Annotated in this window: 8 protein-coding genes; 4 read left to right on the forward strand and 4 right to left on the reverse strand. The window is 65.1% G+C overall.

The window, feature by feature from the left end; translation table 11 throughout:
* The first annotated feature begins 158 nt into the window (after window positions 1-158).
* Window positions 159-2,303, forward strand: a complete 2,145-nt coding sequence (locus EPK82_RS13030) for a methyl-accepting chemotaxis protein (protein ID WP_134676838.1) — start codon at window positions 159-161, stop codon at window positions 2,301-2,303.
* Window positions 2,304-2,390: 87 nt separating this feature from the next.
* Window positions 2,391-2,987, forward strand: coding sequence for an NADPH-dependent FMN reductase (locus EPK82_RS13035; RefSeq protein ID WP_134676839.1), 597 nt, complete (start codon window positions 2,391-2,393; stop codon window positions 2,985-2,987).
* An 18-nt stretch (window positions 2,988-3,005) separates the two neighbouring features.
* Here the strand turns inward: EPK82_RS13035 and EPK82_RS13040 are convergent, their stop codons facing one another.
* Genes EPK82_RS13040 through EPK82_RS13055 form a run of 4 tightly spaced genes read right to left on the reverse strand, consistent with a single transcriptional unit; the run spans window position 3,006 to window position 5,606 of the window.
* Entirely contained in the window at window positions 3,006-4,319 is a 1,314-nt protein-coding gene (locus EPK82_RS13040) for a sensor histidine kinase (RefSeq protein WP_134676840.1), read from the reverse strand.
* Window positions 4,316-4,984: a response regulator transcription factor gene (locus EPK82_RS13045; protein WP_047591371.1), complete on the reverse strand. Its 669-nt coding sequence runs from the start codon at window positions 4,982-4,984 to the stop codon at window positions 4,316-4,318. The genes EPK82_RS13040 and EPK82_RS13045 overlap by 4 nt, the downstream gene beginning before the upstream one ends.
* Window positions 4,984-5,298, reverse strand: coding sequence for a PepSY domain-containing protein (locus tag EPK82_RS13050; protein ID WP_134676841.1), 315 nt, complete (start codon window positions 5,296-5,298; stop codon window positions 4,984-4,986). The genes EPK82_RS13045 and EPK82_RS13050 overlap by 1 nt, the downstream gene beginning before the upstream one ends.
* Window positions 5,298-5,606: a PepSY domain-containing protein gene (locus EPK82_RS13055; RefSeq protein WP_134676842.1), complete on the reverse strand. Its 309-nt coding sequence runs from the start codon at window positions 5,604-5,606 to the stop codon at window positions 5,298-5,300. The genes EPK82_RS13050 and EPK82_RS13055 overlap by 1 nt, the downstream gene beginning before the upstream one ends.
* A gap of 146 nt (window positions 5,607-5,752) precedes the next feature.
* Here EPK82_RS13055 and EPK82_RS13060 point away from each other — a divergent pair, with 146 nt between their 5' ends.
* Together EPK82_RS13060 and queD are read left to right on the forward strand one after the other, a co-directional pair.
* Entirely contained in the window at window positions 5,753-6,832 is a 1,080-nt protein-coding gene (locus EPK82_RS13060) for a patatin-like phospholipase family protein (RefSeq protein ID WP_134676843.1), read from the forward strand.
* 133 nt (window positions 6,833-6,965) lie between these two features.
* The gene (gene queD / locus EPK82_RS13065; protein WP_003461315.1) at window positions 6,966-7,322 is read left to right on the forward strand and encodes a 6-carboxytetrahydropterin synthase QueD; all 357 of its coding nucleotides are present in this window, start codon (window positions 6,966-6,968) and stop codon (window positions 7,320-7,322) included.
* Window positions 7,323-7,687: the final 365 nt, after the last annotated feature.

Raw genomic sequence — 7,687 nt, forward strand, 5'->3', positions numbered from 1 at the left:
AAGCCGCGTACTCTGCCGTATGCGGACTATCCTGTCAAAATGGGTTGTCGTTCATAATTTCAAGCAATGCGTGCATAATTTCGGCCAGGTGCAATAGTAGTCAAGAAAACTGCTTGGGCACCGATAACCGCATTAGTCCATGTAGAAAGGAACGCACCATGCTGTTCAGTCGTCTTTCGATCCAGTGGAAGATCACCCTGCTCGCCGGCCTGTGCCTGCTCGCCATCGTCACCTTGCTGGTGGGTGCTTCGCAGTTCCAGTCCAGCCGCAGCGCCAACCTGGTACGCGAAGCCAGCTCCGGGATGCTGGAAGAAAGCGCCAAGCTGCGCCTGAAGGCCCGTGGAGAGCTGCAGGCGATCCGCATCCAGCGCTATTTCATGGACGCCTATCAGTACGGCAAGGGTTTCTCCAGGCAGATCCTGTTCCTGCGCGAACAGGCCGAAAAGCGCTTCCTCGATGCGTTCGACCTGCGCGAAGACCTCACGCGCCAGGTGCGCACCAGCCTCGAAGCCAACCCGGGCCTGCTCGGGCTGTACCTGGTGTTCGAACCCAACGCGCTGGATGGCAAGGATGAGCTGTTCGCCGACCAGGCCGAACTCGGCAGCAACGAGGTCGGTCGCTTCGCGCTGTACTGGTCGCAAGCCACGGTCGGTGAACTGGAATCCGAGGCGATGACCGAGGAACTGCTCGGCGACACCACCCCCGGCGACAACGGCGTGGCCTACAACGCCTGGTACACCTGCCCCCGCGACACCCGCCAGGCCTGCGTCCTGGAACCCTACTACGACGACGTCGGCGGCCAGAAGACGCTGATGACCAGCATCGCCTTCCCCCTGGAGCTGAACGGCAAGATCATCGGGGTCATGGGCCTCGACATCAGCCTCGCCAGCCTGCAGCAGATCAGCCAGGAGGCCAACGCCGAACTGTATGGCGGACAGGGCCACGTCAGCATCTTCAGCCCCGGCGCCCTGCTCGCGGGCCACAGTCGCGATGGCAGCCTGCTGAGCCAAGCCGTCGAGCGCGCATTCCCGGATCATGCCAGCGAGTTGCGCAGCCTGATCCAGGACGGCAAGGATGCGGAACTGAAGCATGGCGAGATGCTCCGCGAGCTCAGCCCGTTCAAGCCGATTCCCGAGGCCAAGCCCTGGACCGTCCTGCTGGAAGTGCCCCAGGCGGTGCTGCTGGAGCGTGCCATCACGCTCGGCGCCGAACTCGATGCCAACCGTGCCCGCGACAGCCTGGCAGCACTGCTGATCGGCCTGGTCGCGGTCGTCGCCGGCCTGCTGCTGATGTGGCTGACCGCGCGCGGGGTGACCCGCCCGATCCTCGGCGTCGCGGCCATGCTCAAGGACATCGCCAGCGGCGAAGGCGACCTGACCCGCCGCCTGGAATACGCCAGGCAGGACGAGCTGGGTGAGCTGGCCGGCTGGTTCAACCGTTTTCTCGACAAGCTGCAGCCCATCATCGCCGACGTGAAGAACAGCGTGATCGATGCCCGCGGCACGGCGGACCAGTCTGCCGCCATTGCCAGCCAGACCAGCGCCGGCATGCAGCAGCAGTACCGTGAAGTCGACCAGGTGGCCACCGCCTTCCAGGAAATGAGCGCCACCGCGCAGGACGTTGCCCACAATGCCGCGCAGGCCGCCGAAGCCGCGCGCAATGCCGACCAGGCGAGCCAGGAAGGCCTGCAGGTCATCGGCCAGACCACCAACAGCATCGAGCTGCTGGCCAATGAAATGAACGTCGCCATGCAGGAGGTCGAAGGCCTGGCCAGCAGCAGCGAACAGATCGGTTCGGTGCTCGAAGTGATTCGCGCCATCGCCGAGCAGACCAACCTCCTCGCCCTCAATGCCGCCATCGAGGCCGCGCGGGCTGGCGAGGCCGGACGCGGCTTCGCGGTGGTCGCCGATGAAGTGCGCAACCTGGCCAAGCGCACCCAGGACTCGGTGGAAGAAATCCGCCACGTCATCGAAGGCCTGCAGAGCGGCACCCGCGAAGTGGTCAGCACCATGCACAGCAGCCACCGCCAGGCGCAAGGGAGCGTGGAGCAGGTCAGCCAGGCCGTGGCGGCGCTGCAACGCATCAGCCAGGCGGTCAGCCTGATCACCGACATGAACCTGCAGATCGCCAGCGCGGCGGAAGAACAGAGCTCGGTGGCCGAGGAGATCAACCGCAACGTCGCCTCGATCCGCGATGTCACCGAATCCATCAGCGCTCAGGCCGACGAATCCGCCCAGGTGAGCCAGAACCTCAACCGCCTGGCCAACCACCAGCAGAGCCTGATGGACCAGTTCCGCGTATGACGCCAAATCATCCCTGAACTGGCGGTGCTTTCCTTGCAACGCAGGCAGGCAATCGCCTAGCCTGCGTTCTTTTTCGGGGGAAGCAGCATGCTCAATATTGCCTTGGTCGCCGGCTCCAGCCGCAACAACAGCCAGTCGGGAAAGGTCGCTCGCGCAATGCGTCAGCGCCTGATCGAGCTGGGCCACACCAGCCACGAGTCCAGCAGCGTCATCGACCTGGGCCTGGCACCACTGCCGCTCTGGCCGGCGGAAGACACCGGCCCCTGGGACCTGTATCGGCAGCAGCTCGCGACAGCCGATGCGCTGGTGATCATTGCCCCCGAGTGGAACGGCATGGCCAGCCCGGCGATCAAGAACTTCTTCATCTACGCCAGCAAGGCCGAACTGGCGCACAAGCCCGGCCTGCTGGTGGGCGTCTCATCCGGCATCGGCGGCGCCTACCCCATCGCGGAACTGCGCGCCTCCAGCTACAAGAACTGCCGCCTGTGCTACCTGCCGGAGCACCTGATCGTGCGCCAGGTCGAGAAGGTGCTGAACGGCCCGCAAGCGGTGGACGAAGCCGACGAACGCATCCGTGGCCGCATCGACTATGCGCTCGACGTACTGGTGCGCTACGGCCACGCCCTGCAGCCGGTGCGCGAGGCGATCAGCTTCGACAACCCGGCATTCGCCAACGGTATGTGAGCGCCCCCGGCGCCTCGCTCAACGCCGGGGCAGACGGACCAGCACCCGCAGCCCACCCAGTGGGCTGTCCTGCAATTCGATGTGCCCGCTCCAGGCCTCGATGATGTCGCGCACGATGCCCAGCCCCAGGCCATGCCCCGCCACCTGCTCGTCCAGGCGGGTGCCACGGCCGAGCACCGCGTCGCGGCGTTCGGCAGCGATGCCTGGCCCGTCATCGTCGACGCACAGGCGATAGCCGTCGGCATCTTCCTCCACCGTCAGCTGCACCCGCTGCGCGGCCCATTTGCAGGCGTTGTCGAGCAGGTTGCCCAGCAGCTCCAGCAAGTCCTCGCGGTCACGTGGCAACACCAGACCAGGCGGTGCCTGCCAGTCCAGGGACAGCCCGCGGTCGTGAATCATCGACAGGGTGGCGAACAGCCCCGGCAGCTCCTGCGCACAATCGAAACGCGCCCCCGGCAACACCTCCCCCGCCAGCCGCGCGCGGCCCAGCTCACGGCTGAGGCGCTGCTCGATCTGCTGCAGCTGCTCGCGCAGGCTGGCGCGCAACTGCGGGTGCGCGGCCAGCTCTTCGCGCCCGGCCAGGCTGATCAGCACCGCCAGCGGGGTCTTCAGGGCATGGCCCAGGTTGCCCAGGGCGTTGCGCGAGCGCTTCAGGGTGTCCTCGGTGTGAGCCAGCAGGTGGTTGATCTGCGCCACCAGCGACTCCAGCTCCTCCGGCACCTGCGCATCCAGATCGCTGCGGCGGCCCTGCTGCAGTTGCACGATCTGCTGGCGGACCTGCTCCAGCGGGCGCAGTGCGCGGCGCACGGTATAACGCTGAGCCAGCAGCATCAGCAGCAGCGCGGCGCCACCCAGCCCGAGCCCGACCCACTGCATGTGGCGGAAGCTCTGCAGTATCGGCTGGTAGTCCTGGGCCACGCTGATCGACAGGTTCTCGCCATAACGGCGGTAGTCGGCACGGTAGATCAGCAGCAGCTGGCCCTGCGGGCCGTCGGCCAGTTCGGCCTGCATGCCCGTGCCGCTTGGCTTGAGCAGCTCGCGGTCCCACAACGAGCGCGAACGCCAGCTGCGGTCGGAGAAGTCGATGCGAAAGTAGTGCCCGGAAAACTGCCGCTGGAACGATGGATCGAGGCGCCGCTCGTCCAGCTGCAGACCTGAAGGCCCTCGTACCAGGGCGGTCAGCAGCCCTTGCGCCTCGTCGCGCAAGGAATCCTCCAGGTAGGCACGCAGGCCACGGTCGAACACCCACAGGCTGGCCTGCGCCAGAACCAGGCCGGCCAGCAGCAGCGTGCCGGCCAGGCCGAGGCCGAGCCGACGCTGGATCGACCTCAACCGCGTTCTCCGGTGAAGCGATAGCCCTGCCCGCGCCGCGTTTCGATCACATTGCGCCCCAGCTTGCCGCGCAAGCGATTGACATGCACCTCGATGACATTGGAGTCGCGCTCGGTCTCGCCATCGTACAGGTGATCGGCCAGGTGGCTCTTGGAGAGAATCTGTCCGGGATGCAGCATGAAGTAACGCAGCAGACGAAACTCGGCGGCCGTCAGATCGACCACCTCATCGCCAGCCGTCACGCATTGACGGCTTTCGTCCAGCTGCAAGCCAGCCGCCTCGAGCTGCGGCTGGTTGGCAAGACCATGCGCCCGCCGCAACAGCGCCTGGATGCGCAATGCCAGTTCCTCGGGATGAAAGGGCTTGGTCAGGTAGTCGTCGGCGCCGGCCTTCAGCCCCTCGATACGCTCGGCCCAGGAACCCCGCGCAGTCAGCACCAGCACCGGCGTGGTCAGGCCGCCTGCACGCCACTCCTGCAGGACCTCGAGCCCCGGCTTGCCCGGCAAGCCCAGGTCGAGAATGATCAGGTCATACGGCTCGCTGGCGCCCTGATAGGCGGCATCGCGGCCATCCGCCAGCCAATCGACGGCATAGCCCTGGTGATTCAGGCTGCTCGTCAGCTCATCGGCCAGGGGCACATGGTCTTCCACCAGCAACAGGCGCATCAGTCGTCTTCCTCGTCCTTCAGAACGCGCCCGTCGCGGGCATCCAGCTCCAGTTCGCGCACCACACCGGCGGTGGTGAGTATCTCCACCTCGTAGACCAGCACGCCGTCCTCCTCCTCCAGCTCGGCTTCCAGCAGGGTGGAATCCGGATAGGCCTGCGCCACATGCAGCATCAGTTGCTCGAAAGGCATGATGACGCCTTCGCGACGCAGGCGCAGCGCCTCGTCCTGATCGAGATCACGCGCCTGCCCTGGCATGCTGGCAAAGCCGCCGGCCAGTAGCAGCAGGAGCACGGTGGTACGTCGAAACTTCATCAGTCGTCCTGGTGATTCTTGAGCACGTCCCCGGTACTGGCATCCAGTTCCAGGTCCCACTGCACGCCCTGAGCATCGCGCAGTTCCACCTGGTAGATGTAGCGACCGTATTCGTCCTCGAGTTCGGTTTCTTCGATGCGCGCGCCGGGGTGTTTCGCCAGGGCAGTCTCATTGAGCTGTTCGAAGGACTGAATGGTCCCCGCATCACGCAGGCGCAGCGCCTCGTCCGGGCCAAGGTCGCGCGCCTGGGCCATGGTAGCGGCGCTGGCGAGGGTGGCAAGTGTCGTGAGGGTGATCAATCGTTTCATGGGTTTCTCCAGCAGTGAATCAACACTCACCACTCTAGGCCCAGGCACTTAATTCAAGCTGAATTCAGTGCCGTCATTCAGCTCATGAAGTCGCTTGGCCTGCCCGCCTGGCGCTTTATAATCGCCGGTTGCGAAAGGAGGCATCGATGAGCGCGATCCAGATCAAGTCCCCGGCCCTGACCCTCAAGGCCGGCCCCAGAGCGTTGGCACGCATTCGCCAGCATGGCCTGAGCCCGGCGGATGTCGGCATTCTGCCTGGCGCAGCTGGCGGCCCGAAGGGCATCGGCATTCAGGGCCTGGACCTGGCGCTGTTCGGTGACTGGCTGGCGCGCGCGCCTCGCGAGCGCGCGCTGATCGGTGCGTCCATCGGCTCCTGGCGCTTCGCCAGTGCCTGCCTGCCGGACCCGGCCGCCGGTATCCGTCGACTCGGCGAGCTCTACACCAGTCAGCGCTTCGCCAAGGGCGTGAGCATGGCCGACGTATCCGGCAGTTGCCGCCAGATGCTGCATGAGCTGCTGGCCGACCAGGACGCCAGCATCATTGCCAACCCGCACTATCGCCTGCATATCGTCGTGGTGAAGAGCCACGGTCTGCTGCAGCACGACCACCGGGGCAAGCTCAGTCTCGGTCTGTCGTCGGTCATCGGCAACAACCTGCTGGCGCGGCAACGCCTCGGTCGGCATTTCGACCGGGTGATCCTGCATGATGCGCGGCAGGCGACGCCGCTGGCGGAACTGAACGACTTTCGCTCGCACTTCCATGCCCTGACGGCCGAAAACCTGCGCCATGCCCTGCTGGCTTCCGGCTCGATCCCCATGGTGATGGAAGCGATCCGCGAGATTCCTGGCCTGGAACCCGGCGCCTATCGCGATGGCGGTCTGCTCGACTATCACCTCGACCTGCCCTACAGCGGGGACGATATCGTCCTCTATCCTCATTTCACCGACAGGGTGATACCGGGCTGGTTCGACAAGAGCATGCCCTGGCGCCGCGGTGATCGCACGCGCTTGCAGGATGTCCTGCTGCTGGCCCCTTCTCGCGAATACCTGGCGAAGCTGCCACACGGCAAGCTGCCTGACCGTACCGACTTCAAGCGCTACCTGGGCAACGACGACGGGCGCGAGCGTTACTGGCGCCAGGCGATGACGGAAAGCGCTCGCCTTGGCGACGAGTTTCTCGAACTGGTGGAGAGCGGCCGCCTGGCCGAGCGCCTGCAACCGCTGTGACGCCCAATGCCACGGGGCACTGCCGCATCGAGCGCCCCACATGCGACCACTGAATGCCCAGGCTCACGGACAGACCTGATAAACTGCGCGGCCAAACGCCAGTCAGGCGAAATCATTACGCGAGCGCTGTTCAGTGGAATTGTTCAAAGAGTTCATCTTCGAGGCGGCCCACCGCCTGCCCCACGTGCCGGAGGGACACAAGTGCGGCCGTCTGCATGGCCACTCCTTCCGGGTCGCCATCTATATCGAAGGTGAAGTCGATCCCTATACCGGCTGGATTCGCGACTTTTCCGAGATCAAGGCGATCTTCAAGCCGATCTACGAACAGCTCGACCACAACTACCTGAACGACATTCCCGGCCTGGAAAACCCGACCAGCGAAGTACTGGCCAAGTGGATCTGGCAACAGGTCAAACCGCTGCTGCCGGAGCTGTCGCGGGTACGCATCCACGAGACCTGCACCAGCGGCTGCGAATACCGCGGCGACTGACGGCAGAAACGACAAAGGCCACCGCAAGGTGGCCTTTTTGTTTGTGGCCAATACGCCACGTGCTCGCGCTCCGGCAGGATGCCGGTTTGCCGGTATAACCTGCTGCCCCCTCTCCCCTCGCCATCGCCATCGCCCGCAAGCGGGCTCCTACAGGACGCGGCCTGGCGAAGTTCCCGTAGGAGCCGGCTTGCCGGCGATCACGTCCTGCAGGTTACCCCGCCAAGCGGCGCTGCCCGCGCCCGACTTTCTGCCGCGCAAAGAAGAAACCCCAGACCTCGTTAGAGATCTGGGGTTTCGTATAGGAGCTTGACGATGACCTACTCTCACATGGTGAAGCACCACACTACCATCGGCGATGCGTCGTT

The organism is Ectopseudomonas khazarica (genome assembly GCF_004521985.1).
Classification (GTDB): Bacteria; Pseudomonadota; Gammaproteobacteria; order Pseudomonadales; family Pseudomonadaceae; genus Aquipseudomonas; species Aquipseudomonas khazarica.

Bases quoted from the DNA above. Each gene is read 5' to 3' on its own strand.
- EPK82_RS13030 (WP_134676838.1), top strand. From the start codon at position 159: ATGCTGTTCAGTCGTCTTTCGATCCAGTGGAAGATCACCCTGCTCGCC.
- EPK82_RS13050 (WP_134676841.1), bottom strand. From the start codon at position 5,298: ATGAAGTTTCGACGTACCACCGTGCTCCTGCTGCTACTGGCCGGCGGC.
- EPK82_RS13035 (WP_134676839.1), top strand. From the start codon at position 2,391: ATGCTCAATATTGCCTTGGTCGCCGGCTCCAGCCGCAACAACAGCCAG.
- EPK82_RS13055 (WP_134676842.1), bottom strand. From the start codon at position 5,606: ATGAAACGATTGATCACCCTCACGACACTTGCCACCCTCGCCAGCGCC.
- EPK82_RS13060 (WP_134676843.1), top strand. From the start codon at position 5,753: ATGAGCGCGATCCAGATCAAGTCCCCGGCCCTGACCCTCAAGGCCGGC.
- EPK82_RS13045 (WP_047591371.1), bottom strand. From the start codon at position 4,984: ATGCGCCTGTTGCTGGTGGAAGACCATGTGCCCCTGGCCGATGAGCTG.